Genomic DNA, 16841 nt, shown 5'->3' on the forward strand with positions numbered 1-16841 from the left:
GCAATGCTGGGTTTGAATGCCATACCGCAGGCCGACTATAACGTTGCCCGTCTTCGATTAGCCTTGGATGCGACGCATCAACCAATAACGGCGGCTGACCCGGCGCAAATCTGCATCAACCTATTTGTGCCGCCCCACACCGCATCTCAGACCATCTAAACGAACCTGTCGTCATGATCAATTGAGCAGTTGATCCTTGACGAAAGATCCAATCAGAGCAGCATCATTTGTTGCAAGAGCTCCAACGCCTTGTTTTCGTTCAGAAGCCCAGTGCGCGCCTTCGCAGCAATTGTCTTCAGCAATGCTTCAGCGATGGGTGGAATCCCACGCAAATGCGCAAGGTCGCTCGCCACTGAAAGCGAAAGCGCTTCATCGGCCAGGTCTTTCCCAGCGTCCGACGATTGTATGTTCTGGTTGGCACCATTAACCGCATCAACAGGTTTGTTAAATAAGTTTGCAGCGTTCACTACAGTGGCGACATTTTCCTTTGGGTTACTTGTAACGTCTCGATCTGGAACGCTGACAGTTTGCGGTTGAAGCACGGTGCTAGTTTCGTCCACAAGATGTTTCGCTACTGCCGCTTGCGGTTTATAACTTGTTGCTGTGGGCGTCGCAGTCTTGCGTTTTCTTGAGGTCGGTGCGAGGAGCTCGTTCACGTGGCCAGGCACATCGTCCGTCTGTCGTGGCGTGTCGAGCCACCCCGCCGGCAGCTCTAGTACATCGGTAAAGCGTTTCGCCTCGACATCGTCCAAACGCTTTTTCCCGTGCAACCGATGCGCCATGTTTGACTGGCTTAGGTTCAACATTCGACTTAGCAGCGCTTTCGATCCATTGCGGGCAGTCAAGATATGAAGGTTCGCCTGTCGAACTTCAGGAATAGAAGGTGTGCTCGCCAGTTCAAGCGACTGTTGCTGCGCTGCCTTCGCCGCCCTCGAAACGCCCTTCGACTGATCGGTCTTCGCGATTGCGCCGGCACCTTTCGGCGCAATCACATTGCCCTTCTTGCTGGCTGGCGCGGGTGCAGTGCTGGTCTTTCTTGGCATATCGACATCCTTGGCTGTTACAGCTTCGCTTAAAACGGGGTGCTTTTTATGATCGACCGACTTATGACTTGGCGACGGGTCCACTGGGTCATCAAATACGCCGTCAGTTGGCCTATTTTCCAGCGGAGAGCGCAGTCGTGCGATCACGTCTGGTGGTAACGTTGGGTTTGGGTGATCGAAGAAACCATCGGGAAGACCAAGCGTCGTTTCCATGTGAAACGCTGTCTCGGGCGTAAAACGCTCACCATTTACCAATTCTGCGATGCGGGCCAGATTCGAGTCGAGACCCAACGCTACATTTTCGGCACCAACAGCGTCGACGAGTACTTTGAACGCTCGAGTCTTGAATATAGATGCCGTCTGGGCGGGATCCTTTGACTGAACAGGTTTCCCGTAATGCTTCTTTTGCGTCTGCGATGCGCTGGTTGGCGGGTGCTGGCGCGCTGGACGTGGACCGCTGCCTCGCGAATCTTGGCGTCCAAATGTACGACTCATAAAATAAACTCCGAATGTTGCGCTCGCGATTGCGGCAAGAGCGAGAGTCCAGTAAGCAGTCAGACTGCTGCCAAGTAACCGAGAGATGGCTACAGCAATCAACCGAATCTAAAAATTTACCGAGCCTAAGCATCACAGCTCAACGATTAAAGACTCAAACTTATAAAAATCTGGGCGGGTTGGAAATGTAAGCGCCTACGACGCAAAGTCCTCTGCATCAAGGCGGACTTCGGTCGCGCCGCTGCGCAAAGCCAGGCGCTGCGTGACGGCCGTTATGCGATGGCGGCCTTCAGCAAATATACGCAGCACGCGGCCTTCGCTTGCATCAGGACCCAACCAGAAGTACTGCTCTAGCGCCGTCCTCGTAATCAGTGCCTTCACCTCGCGACCAGCGGTCACTACCGTGAACATAACGGCCTGGCCATTTTCCACGAGGGATGGTTCATGTGAGTGTTGCGCGCCGTTCATTTCTTCGTCACTTGTCAGATCTAACCCGAATCAACCGAATTATAGGTGCAAGTGTATCAAGCTCCGTGTAGCACTACACTGCCAATGAGCACACACGGAGTGTCCCGCAATGATGAACAGTCGAATACAGAGCGTTACTGATTGACACTGTCCTTGAACGCTTTTCCTGCAGTGAACTTTACCGTTGTAGCTGCGGCAATCTGGAGCGCTTCGCCGGTTTTCGGATTGCGCCCCGCACGAGCGGCACGTGCCCCCGTACCGAACGAACCAAAACCAACTAATTGAACCGTATCGCCAGACACCACCGCTTGCGTGATCGCTGTCAGCACCTCATCGATGATTTCGCCGGTCATGGCCTTGCTTGCTCCGGTTTGTGCTGCGACAGCATCGACGAGTTCTTGTTTGTTCATCAGTATTTTCTCAATAATTAAGTTTCGTTGGTCAAACTTTACCATCAAGAATTAGGTCGGCACTAGAAGAGACCTTTGAGCTTATCTATTTGCATATATTGCCATTCGCGTCGAATTCCAGCCACCCACTACAGCGCGCGAGCCGAAAAGATGGCATCCGAATACACACAGCTGGGCGAACTGCTCAAGGGATCTGCCTCGCGATCTGCGCAGACACGAGGTAAAACTTCGTTGCGACCGCTGAGTTGCAACTATATTGGACCGTGGATTGTTCTCCATGCATCTTGGGACAGCCTAGTTGCAGACACCAGGTCTGCAGCGTTACATCGGTTGCAGGGCGCAGCGCAAAATGCGAGCATCGTAAAACTCGGTGTCGTCTGTCCCCGATCCGTACTGGGACTACGAAAGGTTGCGCGGCATCGACGACTGCGACGGCGGGTCACTTAAATGCAGCTGCTAAGATCACATACGCTGGTACACATTGCAACTAGCGGAATGGCGAGGACTGTCGACAGATATAGTGCTCCAGCTTCCCCTCAACCGCTATTACCGCTCAAGTTAATCGGCGCGCTCAGCTTTCTGCTTCTCATTGCGCGAAAGCATTGGCAGGCGACAAACCCTAGCCCCACGTCGGAAGCCAACTCGCTTTCTACTTCTTGCGGGACCGCTTTCAGCATCAAGCCTGCAATCGATAAGAATACGACACGCGGTTTGCCCCTCGCGGTCGCACTGACATACATTAGATCGCAGTCCTACTCAGCTTCCCAGCTTGGTGCATAATGTCATCGATCCAATTCGCGGTGTCTCAACCGACGGTCGCATCAATTACTTCGCCGCCGGCTAAGTCTTAAAATAACGTGTGGCTGTCCTCTGCTCTCGTGCGCAAAGACGATTGGCCTTAAGTTCAAAATGCTTTTCCGCCGTAGGCCAAATTATATGTGTCACTAACGGAGCCTCGAAATTTCGGGCCGATGCGCCGTTGAGGTGACATTTTTGCTTACGGTCCGAACGAAATAAGAGTGTCAATTCACACTAGTCCGTATTAAATTCATCACCTCGCCTCCTACACCTCGATTCCCATCCGTAAGGCCCGGACTAATGGAATATTCTCTGTATATTCCGGAGCCCGTTGCGCTCGCCTGTCCACGCGGCGGCCACCGGCTCGAAGCATTCAGCCCGAAGCTTGCACGCCGCGTCATGTTTTATCGTCGTGCGCCGCTCGTACAATAGCTGTTCCTTGAGACGGATCCCAAAGTGATCGCGTTTTGCGAAAACCCCAGGCTATGCGATGATCAACGGATCGCGTCGTCTTGCTGACTTCTGGGTTCATTCGTCGATCTGAGATCATTAGCTATCCTCATAGAATCTGAAGTTGATAGATCGGTACAGCGTTTCCCTGCGAAGATGACGAGCGCGAATGCCGTCTGGCGCTCGGGAGCGACTTCAATCTCAAATGGCTAGTGCCGGGAGAATCACTAGTCTCGATTCTGTGGAAGTTCGGCTGTGCAAACGCACTCGCTGCAGATTTCCTCGTTCAACTGATAGACCCGATATTGACCCGTCTGTCGGCGTGGCTGCAGTGCGCGAAGTCGTCAACCTCATGCGCCTTCGTCGTCTGCTGCACCTGCCCAAGAACGTGCTGCACGCATCGCTGCTCGGCGCGGCGGTCCGTGGTCGCTACCACCCCGCTTTCCGGTATGGCCGACAGTGCGCGGCACATGGCTACCACAGGGTGCTGTATCAACTCAACGATGAAGCTCCGAGCAGCCGCTTCCCGAACATCGGCGGCCTTTCAAACGGCTTTTACTTCTTCGAAGTGAATGACGCTTTGTGGCCACTCACTGCCCTTCCGCGTCAGGTGGTCTCGTTCCCTGTTGCGCGAAAATGTGGCTTGCGACAGAGCCTCCAGCCCAAACGTGGTTAGAGACGCGGTGGGCTCATCATCCACGGGTATCATGTGCGATTCACAGAAGGCCGTCCAGTACGAGTGACGAAAATGGTAGATACCATGGACTGAAGATCCGCCGCCGACTAACGCGCGCCGGTTCGACTCCGACCTCGTGCACCAAGGCCGACAGCGACCTCAGCCGTCGACAGCAGGCTGACCCAAATTTTTCTGCTTTGCTTCGATACGTGCATTGCAAGAACCAAAGAAATCTGCCCCCGTGGTCGAACGCTTGCTGGCGCTGCACGACCAGCAAATGAGTGAAGCGCCAATGCGCCGAGTGGTGGAGGCTGGAAAACAACCAAGCCAATTTTTGGCCAGCGCCTGCGCGTCGCGACTGGTCCGCTTCAAATCGGACTAACAGCCGGTCTCCCCTCCGAGGATCGCGTTCACTACAGCCATGCCGCCCACCAGACTTTTCTGCTCCCGCACCCGCCTCCTGCTAAAGGCACGTCTCAAGCGGGGGGCGCTAGTGCGTTACCGCGACCGAGTTGCGGAGGTGCTGCGAGGCGCGGGACGGACGCGTCATGATCCGTTCGCTGCACGCCGATAGGGTCGAGCGAAGCAGTGCAATGAAGTGGACAATCTGCGGTTGCTCGACGAGCAATTGTTCTAGTGTGAGCCAGCCGGTATCAAGCCGAGCTTATTGCGTTTGCCTGCGGCTCTCGCAGACGGATACGATGTTCAGCGCCCTACTGGTTAATTGCGTCCTTATACAAGCTGCCGGCGGTGAACTTGACGGTCGTCGATGCAGCAATTCGAAGCGCCGCGGCGGTTTTCGGATGCGACCCGTTCGTACAGTACGCGCGCCTGTGCTGAAACATTAGAACCCAATCAATTGAACTGGGTCGCCCTTGACGACCGCGTTCATCACGGTCCCCAAAATACGTCGTTAGTTTCTGCTGCGACGGATTTCGCGATGCCCACCTCGTTTGCTACTGCATCGATTAGTTCCCGTTTTTTCACCTTCGCGTTCCCCAATGTAAGCGAAAGACAGCCTGTACCTGTCGGGGCAGGAGAATACCGCAACAGACAGACCTCATTGGTTTATGAGGCAAAGCCGATCTTGTCGGGGCACCACTCGACGTGGCGCGGCCGGTTCTGCAAAGTCGGCAACTGACGCCGACTGTGTCATCTGCTGCCGCCCTGCTCTCCCGGGAAATCCCTGTTGGCAGTCGTAATGTGTTTCTGCACGTCATCTGCCGAAGGTCTAGCCAACAGTGCTATTCAGGGCGTAGTAATTAATACGCTTCACATCTTATTTATTACAAACGTTCAATACCGCTCGCGTTTCGCCGTTTGCGAGTCGAAAAACCATTTTTAAAGCGCGTTGAGCCGGAAGGGACTTGCGGCAGCGTGAAACATTCTTGCATTTTATGTCGCCGCCCCATGCTGGATATGACTTCCGGGTGCCGACAATTTAACGTTGATTGTTTCACGAATTGCAGACCTGCGGAATGATCTGGCACGCAGGCCGTCGCGGTATTCGAGCAAGATTCGTTTAGCCGCCGTTTCAGTACACGGTCCGCCCTATTCAGCAAATTTCAATATATGTCCCATCGAATGGCGACGATGGACTTCCGATGAGCCAGTCGCCCTCTTGCTGGCCAACCATGCTTTGAACATTATGAGAACACTTCCCCTGTTACCTCAAGTATTTCGCGGAGAGCCAGTGGTGTCGCGCTTCCGGCAGCCTTCAACGGTTGCAAAGTTAACTTGCGAATGGTCAGTTTACTGAGTACGCTTTCGGGAATTAAACGCTCAGCGTGTTTTTTTTCGTTGAGCGTTCACTAAATCAACCAGCGAAGAACTTTTGGCTGACCAGTTTCACATGGAGTCCAGGATGACGACTGCTGCTCGAGCACGTGCAGAGAAGCCGATTGTATCGATTAATCACCAAGTAAGACACGTGCCCAAGCGCATGCCGCTGTCCGCGATAAAAGCCATCGCCGACAACGCCAGCGGCATGTTGGTCGACGTGCGCGAAAGCATGCTCGCGCCGCACCCGCGAAAAAATCCGCCTGTCTTCACGACTGCCCAAGTTGGAACTCTTTGCAGAATCGACCGTCAACGAGCCAATTATTTTCTTCGCGCTGAATCCGAACTTCCGCAAGGAACTTTGCATGGTAGCGGCCGTAGCCGCGAGTTTTCACTAGCCGAGGCACGCGTCTGGATTGATAAGGTTGCGCCGTTCACAAAACGACCGCCAGGAGTCAAAGGGAAAAAGATTGCAATTGGAAACTTCAAAGGTGGCGTGAGCAAGACTACTACCGCTATGACTCTTGCGCAGGGACTTTCGCTTTTCGGGCGTCGAGTGCTAATTATCGACTTGGATCCGCAGGCCTCTTTGTCTGCACTGAACGGGATCCTTGCAGATAGTGAAGTGTCCGACGAACAAACGGTCCTGCCACTTATCTACGGCGACGTAGGTAATTTGGAGTACGCGGTTCAGTCGACTTACTGGGACGGTATTGACCTAATTCCAGCAAGCGCGGCCTTGTTTGGCGCAGAATTTTTCCTTCCATTTAAGCAATCGAAGGATTCTTCATTCCAGTTTTGGGATGTGCTTAATAAAGGAATGGAATCTTTGTTGGATACCTACGATGTAATCATCATCGACACGCCCCCAGCTTTGTCCTACATGACTATAAATGCATTCATGGCTGCGGACGGCTTGATTGTGCCTACGCCGCCAAGCGCGCTGGATTACGCATCCTCAACGCAGTTTTGGAGTTTGCTATCCGATCTATCCGAGAGCATGAAACAGGTTGCCCCTCACTTGGATAAAAGCTTCGATTTCATTCATGTCCTTCTCGCGAAAGTGGATCACAGCCAAGCTGCAACCCACATTGTTAGGGAATGGATAAACAAGACCTATGAAGGGCTAGTTCTGCCGGTGGAAATTCCCACCACGACGGTTACACAAAGCGCAGCAGCTGAGTTCGGCACGGTCTATGACATCTCAAGATATGAAGGAAGTCTGAAGACGTATCAGCGTGCCCGGGAGGCGTATGACCGTCTGGCTCAGCTGATTGACCAGGAGTTGGTTGCGTTGTGGCTGGCAGATGCGGAGGTCGCATGAGCATTAAGGATAGGTTGGCAGCCAAATCTGCCACGATTGGGTCGAATCCAAAAGTCCTCAAAACATCTGATGAAGGACCAGCCCGCCCAAAGACGGCACCCGGCCAACTGATGTCATCGATTCCCTTCCTCGCGGAGAAGGAGCGTGAACTGAGCGCAATGTCTCAAGAGAACGAAAAGCTGCGCGAACAATTGCGGAGCGGGGGTGTTAGCGAAGTAGCCATTTCGGATCTGCACGAAGTGCAGGGACGCCGGCGCAGGCTGACAATGGAGCAGTATTCAGAACTCCGAGAAAATCTCCGCCAAAACGCGCTCGTGCAAGCCATCACCGTTCGCGCAAGAGACACGGGCGGGTATGAAATAGTTTCTGGTCATAACCGAGTCGCGATTTTCCGCGAGTTGGGAAGAGAGCGCATTCCGGCTGTCTTCTTCAAGGAACCGGATGACACGGCAACCGAAGCGAGCGCGCTGTACGCCAATCTTTTTCAACCAGATCTCACCGACTACGAAAAGTATCTGGGGTTTAAGAAGTTGCTTGAACAAACCGGAAAGCAACAGAAAGAACTAGCTCGTGAGTCCGGAGCGGACGAAGGTTCGGTCTCTCGGTGGATGTCATTTGGGGACCTTCCGCCCGACGCTATTGCAATCATCGAAACAAAGCCGTCGTGTATTGGGGGGAAGGCCGCGATGGCGCTAGCTTCCCTTTCGCGAGAAGGGAAATCCGACGCGGTCGTACAAGCGGTAAAAGCCCTCGCTGCAGGGAACATTACTCAGGAAGCGGCGGTTCGACTTGCCAAGGAAAATAAGACCACGCCAGCCAAGCCGGCTCGAGCAGCGCCAATGACCTTTCGTCAGGGTGCAAAAGTTTATTGCAAAGTAATTGGGGCGAAGGAGACGATTCGAATCGACTTTCATTCCGAAGAGGCGCGAGTTGCAGCAGAAGAGGCAATTCACGCTGTGCTGGCGAATTTCTCAGGGTCGAAGCGATAGTCTCACGGTGAGACTTATTTAAATTCAATCACTTACGGTTTAGAACAAGAGATCGAAATGATTTAACCAAACCTAGAAAAACAAAAGCCTTCGGTTGGCGCCGAAGGCTTCTGAATATGGGCTTGCTGTTGCTCACCCTGCTGCTTCACTTCCCCGACGGCAAATCGGGTAAGGACTCACATCTCGAAGTGTAGCGGATAGCGATCGGCAGTCAAGCGTTTGCCCTCCATTTTTTCAAATGGATGCATGACTATGCTTATCGCGCAACGTTTCGTTGCTGGCGAGGGTGCCGATCGCCCTTCCCTGCTCGAAATAGATCCTCTTAACCTCGACAATGAAGCACGCGGGGACTTCGTTTGTGATCGCTCCAACTTGCCCTGGATAGTCTTTCGGGCAGCGCATCGTGCTAATCACATTGCAGCCATCCCTTCACGCTCGCGCGCCCTTCTCGCGGCGCTCGCCCGTACCGTTGACGCTCAAAAGCCGTATGCCGCTATTTTCGCCCGTCGAGAGCTACTCACCGGTCGCGCATTGCAGTCCATGCGCACGTTTTATCGTAGTCTTGATGATCTCGCTGAAGTCGGCCTCATCGTGCGAGCCCCCCAGAGGCGTCATGGTGATGCCGGACTCTTCGGACGTGCCTATATCCATCTCACGGAAAAAGCAGCCGAACTACTCGGATTCGTGGAACAAAAAAATCCGCCGGCTTTGGCAGAGACATCGCAATCCGCAAGTGCAAGGCCAACGAAATCAGAAGCTGACGCCCAACATTATCCTTTGCTCGTACCTCCGTCTGCCACCGTGGCAGACGGAGGTATATATAAGGATCTATTCCCTAAGAATCAAAAGAGACAACCAGGTACGCTTCCGCTGGACCTTCAACGCTTGCTGAGTTTGGGTTTTCATAAATTTTTGGTTTTCAAACTCATGCGAGAAGCAAAGCAGCACGGCAAGCTTTTGACGGACGTGGTCGAGGTAACTTGGGAACACCTGAGGGCGGCAAAACGCCCCATCAGCTATCTCCGGTCTTTGCTCCGCTCGCCGGTCGATTTTGGACACCAACTTCGCTGTCATCACGCGAAGATTCACGAACGACGCACACGATTGAATGAGATCAAAGCTATCGACCATCTGGCAGCACAACACGCCGGAAAAATCTTTTTCGACGACGCCATCAACCGCCGTTTTGAAATTTCTGCCGACGGTAGCGAGATCTCTATTCGCGATTATCGTGAGCCCTGCGCTCGCGTGTCCACGGCTGGGTGGAAACTGGCTTTTGCTTCGGCCATTAGAGCCGGTCGCCTTTTAAGCGCTTTGCCGTCTCACGATGCTGCGTTTGCTGAGAAATGCAAGTCGGTACCTTCGGTCGCCAGCGCCACTAATCGAGCGGGAAGCGATCCGAAGGAGGGCGCAAGGGCAATCATTGAACAGGCGCCCGTTGCTGCTATTTCTGCTCGTCTCGCGGATATGAAACAGCTACTCCGGGCCACATGCGCTGGCATTCGAAAAGATTTGGCCCCAATCTAATTCCACGAACTGATGGCCGAACCATGGCTTCGAGGAGTTACGCTGAAACTGCTAGCTGCGCCTGTTCGCCATAATGGCAGTCTTCAAATCGGTAGATCTTTGTACGCAGCCTTGAGGAGATGGCAGAGAAGGCGGGGAGCGAGCAAACACCAACACGAACGCTCCGCGCCTGCAGGAGACACGTGATCGTAGCTGCTGCCAATAGTCGTGAAGGTCGGACGAAAAAGACGTGGCGTGCACTTCGCTAGTTAATGCTGCAGATCTGTGATCCCTAGCCTGGACCATTGACATGCAACCCAATACTGTAGGTTCTTGATACTCGTAAAGAAAAATAATTGGTAGATAGCATACGATCATGAGACTCGTTCGGGAGGAAGCGCGCAGAAGCGATGGTCCCGGCGGCCCTGTCCGAAGTCAACACCCGACACTCACGCATTCCATCACGGAATGAGTACCAACGACAGCAGAAAACAGACCCTGCTTTATGTGCCGTTACCGCAATCAGCAGTAAGTCAGTAGCCGATTCGGATAGCTAGGGTCATAGGTAAAAATTAGTACCACTAACGACATACAGAGCCACTCCGTCTTAGACAGGATGGAGCTCTCGGCAGGGCTTGCTTCTTCAAGACGGCGGAGTTGATAGATTCACGGCGCCTTGCCCGCATTAAAGCGCGACCAGTTCAGAGATGTCCCAACGACCAAACGATCAGAATGAGCCGCCGCTCGAGGTCATGGTCAGAATACCCGCCTTGGCTTCAACCGATTGTCGCCGAGGTCTCAACTTGAAAGTTGTTCCTTCAATGTTTGGTAGGACTGCTTCGTTCACGCGTTGAGCGTTTAAGGTCGATTAAATAATTTGGGCTTTGCGTCCCGACGCAAGCTTATACAGCTGCCGCTTCCGGGTTTCCTGCAAAGCGAAACTGTTAGACCGGTTTGGGAAGCTAAGCGAGTGCGGCGTAGCGATAGGGGAGGGCACTCATTCACCTAGATCTGTAGTGCCTCGCGCACATATTCTCTAACTTCAAAAGAGCAACTGTTAGTCTGGTCTTCCGGTGCGGCCTCTTAGGCCTTCCTCAACGACGGCGTGTATTATTTTGGCGAAGTCGTCGGGTGCTCCGACACACGACGTATGGCCCGTTTCGAGCACCACTAGCCTCGAGCCTAGAATGCCGTTGCACAGGCTTTTCGCATGGGACAAGGTGCGAGCGGGGTCACGGTTTCCATGGACCACCGCGGTGGGGATAGCTGATAGTTCGTTGAGCATGCTTGTAAGATCCGTTTGTTGCAAACTGCGCAGGCTCTGGACAGTCGCTTCAGCGGTAATGCGGCGTGGATACGTCATAAACGAGTCTACAAGCTCGGCGGGACATACTCTTCCAAGCGAGCGTTCGGCCAGGGCTTTCCACAGCAGTGAACCCCACGTCTGACGGACACGCTCAATGACTGATTCGACGTCGCCATGTCCCTTTGTATTTGCTCCGCTATTGCTTAGCACGAGACCAACCACGTTGGGTTTCGTCGAACGTAAATCAATCGAAGCGGCGAGCGCCGCGATCGGTGTACCGACCGAATGCCCTATCAACACGGTTGGTCCAAGCTCCCTTAGTAGATTGGCTACACGCGCTGCAACTGAGTGAAGGTCGTGTGGGCCGCACCTTCGAGCCAGCCCACGCCAATCGCGCGAAGTTTTACGATTCTTGTGACGGGCGCGATAGCGTTTGGCGGAATAAGGGCGCCTGGCAAGAACACGAGGGTCGGTCGATTTTTGGGTCCATGACTAAGATGGAACGTGGACACTGCCTGAGTCATTTATCTACGTCTGTTTTGATATTCGATCGGAGCGGCAACATTTTGACAATGCGCGATCCCGCAGTTCAGCAATTCTTAAAATGATACGTCAAACGTTTTTCGGCGATACGGTTGCCGCGCGGGCAATCAGCACTTCCGTTGGCAGCTCACCTCCTTAAAAATAGTGTTCTACTCGTTTTGATTCGACTAGCCGGCACCCGCATAAATGAGTTTGCACAACGTAATTTCGCCGCACATCCTGCAGAACGGCGCAACGCCTATGACGTAGACGTATTCCCTTTGTTAGCCCTTTCGCAACTAACGAGCTCTCCGCAAACCCTCCACCGGACGGGGGCTAATTCGGTGCGCCAACAGTTTGCACGCGACCTGAACGCAGCTCATGCAGCAGGTAGTGATGTCCTATCCCGAAGTAGAAAAGATCATTTGGCCGATACGAACCAGATTCTGCGTTTCCGTCAGTGTCTAACACGCGCATTTTGCGACTGTGAAAAACGTCGGCTCAGGTAAGGTAGCATCTTGATCAACCCGCCGGAAACCAGCAGTGCACAGTGACTACCTAGTTTTTGTGGATGAGAGCGGAGACCACAGTCTCACCTCGATTGACGACGCTTATCCGTTATTCGTCCTGTGCTTTTGCATCATCAAGAAAAGTGACTACGTAAATACGCTCGTTCCGCGGATCAAAACTCTCAAAATCGAAACCTTCGGTCACGACTGCGTGGTACTCCACGAGGCGGACATTCGCAGAAAGCGTGGCGCCTTCTCAATGCTAAGCAAGGAGCCGCGAGAGGCTTTCCTGGAAACCTTGACCACAATCATCGAGGACCTTCCGATGACGGTCGTTGCCGTCGTGATCGATAAGCGCAAGCTTAATGAGAAATACAGCACCCCGTCCAACCCTTACCATCTTGGAACCCAATACGGCCTTGAACGGGTATGGGAATTTCTCAAAATGAAAGGGCAGCACGAAACGAAGACCCATGTAGTTTGCGAAGCGCGCGGAGCTAAGGAAGATGACGATCTTGAATTGGCTTTCCGGCGGGTTTGCGACGGTGATAACCGGACCCGCAAGCCGTATCCGTTTGAAATCGTGATTAACGACAAGAAGGCGAATACTGAGGGGTTGCAGATCTGCGATTTGATGGCCAGGCCAATCGGTCTTTCGGTGCTACGGCCCGAGCAAGGCAATAGGGCATTTGCCGTTCTTCGAGGAAAATTCTTCAGCGGAGCTAGCGGCGCGATCGAAGGAAACGGGTTGAAAATCGTGTCCTAGAAAAGCGAAAGGCCCCAGTAGTACCTGGAGCCTAGCGCCGGCCGCGTAGTCGCAACCCATTTAGTCAGTGCGTCAACAACCGCTGCTTTTATCATAGTCGACTGGGGTAGCTCACGCAAGATTTTTGAGGTTCCGTGAGCGTAAGCGGCCGCCCTAGACGGTAAAAACCCGTCGATCATCGCAATTTCAATGAATGCGTGTCTCCGCCAAATGCTTTGAATTTTCGACCATCAGAATGGTTCGATCTAATCAAAACGCTGGCTGCCAAACGTGTGAAAATATTTATAATTAACAACGACTTAGAGTTAGAAGAGTCTGCTAATTGTTATTAGCAGACAAGCGTTTAATGGCTAAAATTGGGGTAATTCTACTTTGCGCCTGTCCTAGAGCTAATGATCTGCTTTAATTTGCGGGTTTTCCCGTACACGTTGGCAAATGAGCAAAAGGGGAGGGCGCATGGCTAATCAGGCACAACAGCTCACGCTACCGACGCCTCGCACCTACACGCGCACCGACTTCGCGGCGCTGCGCGCCTTCGTTCAGCACATCACGCCCTCGGTCATCGCGCACCGGTACTACGATCCGGACGATCGTGAAGTTTCGCCGCAAGCGGCAACCGCCGACGCGATGGAGCGGTTTCTGCGCACCATGCTCGATGACCTGGTGCAGCTCGCGCTGCGCAACGGCTCGGCCGCGCTCGCCGCACACCTGAAAGCGTCCATCAAGCAGCACGGCAGCGCTAAGCTCACCGCGGTCACCTTGCGGATGGTCGAACAGGCGTCGGTACTCGCGGCCGCGGCTCCCGCGGCGGATCATCACGTTGGCCTCTGGCTACGACCGCTGGTGACCAAACGACTGACGGCCGAGCGAATCACGACACTCGGCGAACTCGTTGCGTATTGCAATTCACACGGCGGCAGTTGGTGGCGCTCGGTGCCCCGCATCGGCGCGCATCGCGCGCGGGTCCTGGTTGCCTGGTTGCGTCGGCATGAGGAGGCGCTAGGCGTGCGCGTTGACGCGGATGTCGATGCGGGTCCGCTCGTGCCGGCGGTGGGTCTCCGCAACGTCGTCGTGGTCGGCGGCACAATCGACGCGCCACTTCTGGCACCGTTCGAACGCCTCGCTATTCCGACCGCCTTGTCGGGTGAGCACGGTACCAACCGTGCGCACGAGTTTGCTTTCATTCGCGCGGACCACGACTTGGCGGCGGTGCATGCCTATCTGAATCGTTACCGCGATCGGCTGCCGACGCTGCGGGCGTACACCCGCGAACTCGAGCGTCTGGTCCTGTGGCTCGTGATCGTGCGCGGCGTTGCGCTATCGTCGATGACGGTGGAAGACTGTGAAGCGTATAAAGATTTCTTGAAGACGCCGATCGCCAGTTTCGTCGGTCCGAAACGTTCGCGCGCCAGCGGCCGGTGGCGACCTTTTACGCCGGAGGGTTTATCCCCCGACAGTCAGGCGTATGCAGTGCGTGCGATCCGCGCCGCGTTCGCATGGCTGACGTCGGTCCGCTACCTGGGTGGTAATCCGTGGAGCGCGGTGACCGATCCGGCGACTCTCACGCGTGAGGTCGAGGTGCAGGTCGAGCGGGCGTTATCGATCGACCTCTGGACCCGGGTGCGCGCGGAACTGGATGCCCGATGCAACGGCGAGAATATGGGCGGCTTGACGCCGACCGAGGAAGAAGCGCGCCAGTGGCGTATAGCGCGTGCGGCCATTTTGTTGATGGGGAATTCGGGGGTGCGGCGTGACGAAGCGGCCAACGCTCGTCGTGAAAATTTGAGTGTCGCGGTTGCCGCGGCGACCGGCTCTCCAACCAAATCGCCGGCTGACTCGTCAACCAGCCCAGCGGCCGAACAACGTCCGGTGTGGGCGCTTGGCGTCATCGGCAAACGCCGCAAGCAACGCACGGTGCCGGTGAACGTGGCGACCGTCGCCGCGCTACGTGCGCACTGGGCGGATCGGGAACTAGACTTCGATGCGGCGTGGGCGGAGGGTCCTTTGATTGCGCCCGTCGTAATCAACGGGACCGATGCGTCGCTGGCTAAACATCGCGATGCGTCGGGCGGGGAGGGAGGGGCGTCCCACTGGCCTCATGCACCGTATGCGGCCGATGCACTAGCGCGCCTCGTACGCGAGTCGGTCAGACGCATTGCCGATGGGCTATTTCGGGAGGGAGCGCTGTCTCACGATGCGCACGTTAAACTGCTGGCCACCTCGGCGCACGCGTTCCGTCATACCTTTGGAACACAGACGGTTGCCCGCGGTATGCCGATCGATGTAGCGCAACGGATTCTGGGGCACGCATCGCTGCAGACGACGTCGATCTATGTTCGGGCCGAGCGGCAGCGCATGCTCGAAGAAGCGGCGAAATATTATTTAGAAGATGGCGCCTAGCGTACCAGTGTTACTTCGACGTCCCCGACGTCGAGGATGAATGCTGGAGAAATGCTGCGAAATTGCGATCGGGATCGCGAATGGGAATGCACCACCGGAGTTCACAGTGAGAAGAAGCGCCGAAAACAAATTGACTGTCGTCGCAGTGCTCATTGATCCGCAGATCGAGCAACGACTGCGTTTGCTGGCCGAGACGACGGGGCGTAAGCAGTCGTTTTTTCTGCAGCAGATGATCGAGCGCGGTATCAACGCCATCGAAGAAACCTGGTTGCCGCACGAAACGCTTGGTCAAGTGCGAAGTGGCCGAATGCCAGTGTCACATCCAGGTAGAGGCACATCCGATCTCTTTGGCGATGTTGCCGATGATGAACGCTAAGTTAAACCATACCTCACCAGTTTCTTATCAGCGTATCAGGTGCTCGGAACGCAGGCAGCAGGACGGCCCTGTCCCTCAAAAGCTTGCCCGACAGAGACAATGCCCGTTTCGCTAACTTTGGCGGAGGCGATGGTATTCCGCAGGTGATCCACCGCTCTCAACCCATCGGCCGCCGTCAAATCTGTTTCTCTTTTCGTGCAGCGACTGCAACAGTGGTCGGCGAATCAGAAAGTGGAACGAAACGTCGTGTTTCGCCGTCAAGCGCATCGATGCGACCCATTTCGATATCGTAGACCCAGCCATGCAAATTCATGCGCCCTTGCTCAAGCGCGAGCGCCACCGATGGATGTGTGCGCAGATTCGCCAGTTGCGCGATCACGTTTTCACGTACAAGGCCGTCAAGCTTTGCGCGAGGCGTGTCGAATTGATGTGCCGCGTTGATTGCTTTTGCGGCGTCCGAGTGGCGAAGCCAATTAGCGACAGCTGGCAGATGATCCAGACACGCACAGCTTGAAATTGCACCCATCGCACCGCAGTCCGAGTGGCCGCAGATCACGATGTCTCGCACCTCAAGCACTGCGACCGCATATTCAACGGTGGCCGAGACGCCGCCGGGTTCTGGACCATAGGACGGAACGATGTTGCCGGCATTGCGGATCACGAATAGTTCGCCCGGTTCCCGTTGGGTCAGAAGCTCAGGCACGACACGGCTATCTGAGCAGGTGACAAACAGCGCTTTCGGGCTTTGCGTCGTCGCGAGTTGCCGAAAAAGTTCGATCCGTTGCGGATAGACCTCACGTTGAAATCGCAGAAAGCCGTCGATAATGTCACGCATGGAGTTCTTCACAGTTGAATGTCGGAGGCGGGCACCGGGGTTCAGTACGCCATTGCGCCGGTGTGACCGTTATTATCGGCGACATGGTGGGTGGGTGTCGATCGACGCCGCCTCAAAATTTTCGACCAGCGCGATGCACGTCCGGATCCCTCGGCTGGCTACCATTTGTCGGTCGCTAGCTTGAAAAAG

General features: G+C 54.7%; 12 protein-coding genes and 1 pseudogene. 8 read left to right on the forward strand and 5 right to left on the reverse strand.

What is annotated here, in order from left to right:
• Positions 1-212: 212 nt before the first annotated feature.
• The 3 genes from HB633_RS25010 to HB633_RS25020 all read right to left on the reverse strand — a co-directional run bounded on the left by HB633_RS25010 (position 213) and on the right by HB633_RS25020 (position 2416).
• A complete protein-coding gene (locus HB633_RS25010) occupies positions 213-1538 on the reverse strand; it encodes a hypothetical protein (protein WP_213780789.1) in 1326 nt (441 codons plus the stop codon).
• 195 nt (positions 1539-1733) lie between these two features.
• Positions 1734-2006, reverse strand: coding sequence for a DUF1488 family protein (locus HB633_RS25015; RefSeq protein ID WP_255581139.1), 273 nt, complete (start codon positions 2004-2006; stop codon positions 1734-1736).
• Between the two features lie 134 nt (positions 2007-2140).
• A complete protein-coding gene (locus HB633_RS25020) occupies positions 2141-2416 on the reverse strand; it encodes an HU family DNA-binding protein (protein ID WP_213780791.1) in 276 nt (91 codons plus the stop codon).
• Positions 2417-3514: 1098 nt separating this feature from the next.
• Between HB633_RS25020 and HB633_RS31030 the strand changes: the two genes are divergently transcribed.
• Both HB633_RS31030 and HB633_RS25025 read left to right on the forward strand, forming a co-directional pair.
• Positions 3515-3646 carry a hypothetical protein gene (locus HB633_RS31030; protein ID WP_255581140.1) on the forward strand — a complete coding sequence of 44 codons (132 nt, stop codon included), beginning with the start codon at positions 3515-3517 and terminating at the stop codon, positions 3644-3646.
• A 349-nt stretch (positions 3647-3995) separates the two neighbouring features.
• A complete protein-coding gene (locus HB633_RS25025; protein WP_213780792.1) occupies positions 3996-4340 on the forward strand; it encodes a hypothetical protein in 345 nt (114 codons plus the stop codon).
• A gap of 713 nt (positions 4341-5053) precedes the next feature.
• Here HB633_RS25025 and HB633_RS31035 read toward each other — a convergent pair.
• Positions 5054-5327, reverse strand: a pseudogene (locus HB633_RS31035) (HU family DNA-binding protein).
• Between the two features lie 877 nt (positions 5328-6204).
• Between HB633_RS31035 and HB633_RS25030 the strand changes: the two are divergent.
• The 6 genes from HB633_RS25030 to HB633_RS25060 all read left to right on the forward strand — a co-directional run bounded on the left by HB633_RS25030 (position 6205) and on the right by HB633_RS25060 (position 15817).
• Complete coding sequence (locus HB633_RS25030) at positions 6205-7443, forward strand: AAA family ATPase (RefSeq protein ID WP_083637981.1); 1239 nt, start codon at positions 6205-6207, stop codon at positions 7441-7443.
• The gene (locus tag HB633_RS25035) at positions 7440-8432 is read left to right on the forward strand and encodes a ParB N-terminal domain-containing protein (protein WP_213780793.1); all 993 of its coding nucleotides are present in this window, start codon (positions 7440-7442) and stop codon (positions 8430-8432) included. Before HB633_RS25030 ends, HB633_RS25035 begins: the two co-directional genes overlap by 4 nt.
• A gap of 252 nt (positions 8433-8684) precedes the next feature.
• Positions 8685-9959, forward strand: a complete 1275-nt coding sequence (locus tag HB633_RS25040) for a replication protein O (protein ID WP_213780794.1) — start codon at positions 8685-8687, stop codon at positions 9957-9959.
• Between the two features lie 2350 nt (positions 9960-12309).
• Positions 12310-13041, forward strand: a complete 732-nt coding sequence (locus tag HB633_RS25050) for a DUF3800 domain-containing protein (protein ID WP_213780795.1) — start codon at positions 12310-12312, stop codon at positions 13039-13041.
• Between the two features lie 456 nt (positions 13042-13497).
• Positions 13498-15441, forward strand: coding sequence for a phage integrase family protein (locus HB633_RS25055; protein WP_213780796.1), 1944 nt, complete (start codon positions 13498-13500; stop codon positions 15439-15441).
• Positions 15442-15547: 106 nt separating this feature from the next.
• A complete protein-coding gene (locus HB633_RS25060) occupies positions 15548-15817 on the forward strand; it encodes a hypothetical protein (RefSeq protein ID WP_213780823.1) in 270 nt (89 codons plus the stop codon).
• 175 nt (positions 15818-15992) lie between these two features.
• On the opposite strand, the gene HB633_RS25065 is transcribed toward HB633_RS25060, so the two are convergent.
• Positions 15993-16652: a carbonic anhydrase gene (locus tag HB633_RS25065; RefSeq protein WP_213780797.1), complete on the reverse strand. Its 660-nt coding sequence runs from the start codon at positions 16650-16652 to the stop codon at positions 15993-15995.
• Between the last annotated feature and the right edge of the window lie 189 nt (positions 16653-16841).

This window comes from Caballeronia sp. dw_276, from assembly GCF_018449635.1.
In the GTDB taxonomy this organism is placed as follows: Bacteria; Pseudomonadota; Gammaproteobacteria; order Burkholderiales; family Burkholderiaceae; genus Caballeronia.

What these genes read in the sequence shown, in the direction of transcription:
- HB633_RS25010 (WP_213780789.1), bottom strand. Translation starts at nt 1,538, where the DNA reads ATGAGTCGTACATTTGGACGCCAAGATTCGCGAGGCAGCGGTCCACGT.
- HB633_RS25015 (WP_255581139.1), bottom strand. Translation starts at nt 2,006, where the DNA reads ATGAACGGCGCGCAACACTCACATGAACCATCCCTCGTGGAAAATGGC.
- HB633_RS25020 (WP_213780791.1), bottom strand. Translation starts at nt 2,416, where the DNA reads ATGAACAAACAAGAACTCGTCGATGCTGTCGCAGCACAAACCGGAGCA.
- HB633_RS31030 (WP_255581140.1), top strand. Translation starts at nt 3,515, where the DNA reads ATGGAATATTCTCTGTATATTCCGGAGCCCGTTGCGCTCGCCTGTCCA.
- HB633_RS25030 (WP_083637981.1), top strand. Translation starts at nt 6,205, where the DNA reads ATGACGACTGCTGCTCGAGCACGTGCAGAGAAGCCGATTGTATCGATT.
- HB633_RS25035 (WP_213780793.1), top strand. Translation starts at nt 7,440, where the DNA reads ATGAGCATTAAGGATAGGTTGGCAGCCAAATCTGCCACGATTGGGTCG.
- HB633_RS25040 (WP_213780794.1), top strand. Translation starts at nt 8,685, where the DNA reads ATGCTTATCGCGCAACGTTTCGTTGCTGGCGAGGGTGCCGATCGCCCT.
- HB633_RS25055 (WP_213780796.1), top strand. Translation starts at nt 13,498, where the DNA reads ATGGCTAATCAGGCACAACAGCTCACGCTACCGACGCCTCGCACCTAC.
- HB633_RS25065 (WP_213780797.1), bottom strand. Translation starts at nt 16,652, where the DNA reads ATGCGTGACATTATCGACGGCTTTCTGCGATTTCAACGTGAGGTCTAT.